Origin of the sequence: Bartonella sp. AP58NXGY, from assembly GCF_042195785.1 — a bacterium.
In the GTDB taxonomy this organism is placed as follows: domain Bacteria; phylum Pseudomonadota; class Alphaproteobacteria; order Rhizobiales; family Rhizobiaceae; genus Bartonella.
In genome coordinates, this window is the sequence record NZ_JBHIOY010000082.1 from 1 (window position 1) to 1,214 (window position 1,214).

The 1,214-nt window shown below is 43.8% G+C and carries 1 protein-coding gene and 1 pseudogene; both read left to right on the forward strand.

All coding sequences use genetic code 11. From position 1 onward, the window contains the following. A pseudogene (locus tag ACFINC_RS09580) lies at positions 1-1,040 on the forward strand (phage tail protein); the annotation flags it as partial. Positions 1,041-1,045: 5 nt separating this feature from the next. After that, a partial coding sequence (locus ACFINC_RS09585) for a phage tail protein (RefSeq protein ID WP_375617062.1) occupies positions 1,046-1,214 on the forward strand: 169 nt, incomplete at its 3' end.

The following is a 1,214-nucleotide window of genomic DNA, read 5'->3' on the forward strand; positions in this document are numbered from 1 at the left end:
GAGTAGCGTTTGTTAGCCTTGGCTATGCTATGATGACCACCCCTATCGGTTGGCTCATTGGCGGTATTGCAGCGCTCTTTGTCCTCTATCAATATTGGGACAAACTCAATGGTTGGATAGCCGCATCTTTAGCCGTGGTTGGAGCAGTTCTTACCGGTGCATTCATTGCAGCAATGGTCCCGGCTGCTTCCGCAGTTGCCGGTCTCGCGGTAAGTCTTGTAACTTCACTTATTCCAGCAATAACCGCCGTTGGTTCTGCTTTTATATCGCTTGGTATTGCCATCATGACCACACCTATTGGCTGGATAATGGCTGGCATTGCAGCCCTTATTGGAATTGGATATCTGCTTTATAAAAATTGGGACACAGTCATAAGCTTTATAAGCAAGTTATGGGATTCTTTTGCGAGCTTATGTAGTAATGTTTTTAATAACCTCTTGGCGCTCTTTAAAAACTTTTCACCACTCTCTTGGATTTCGAAAAAAATCAATGAACTCATTGAATGGCTGTTCGGTGTCGATTTAATGGAAGCAGGCTCCAATCTTATTAATGGGCTTTGGGATGGCATCAAAAGCAAATGGAATGCTCTGTCTGACTGGTTTAGCAACCAGACCCAAAAATTAACCAGTTGGATACCTGGCTTTGGAGGAAAAAAATCAGAATTTAAGGCTACAATCGACAAAAATTCAACCCAAACCATTAAAACCCTTACCGATGAAGCACAAGCCCCTGGCAAAAGAATTCTTGATACAGCCATTATCCCCAATGCACCATCTGGAAAAGGTAAGAGCAGTTCTAATAAAGGCATAGTCGAAACAGGACAAATGCAGGCGACAAATGTAAAGGTTGAATCTTTCAAGGTTTCAGAGCCCATTACCGTTCATAAGCCGATAGAAATCGATGCCCGCGTGATGATTTCAAATTTAAATATTTCTGTCCCCAATGGTCTTAAAGATGAAATCCGCGCCGCCGTTAACCAAGCCCTTGAACGCTATGCCAAACAGCAACGCTTGGCTATAGCCTCTAGCCTTTCGGATTAAACATCATGATGTTAGCTTTGGGTGGTTTTATCTTTTCCATTGAAACGGCCGCTTATCAAACCCTTGACATGTCTTATGGTGTTCCATGGGTCGAGCAAGGGCGTTTGGGGCGCCAAGCAGCACTTCAATTGCCTGCCGTTGCAAATGCGGAATTTTCTTTAACCGGTGTGATCT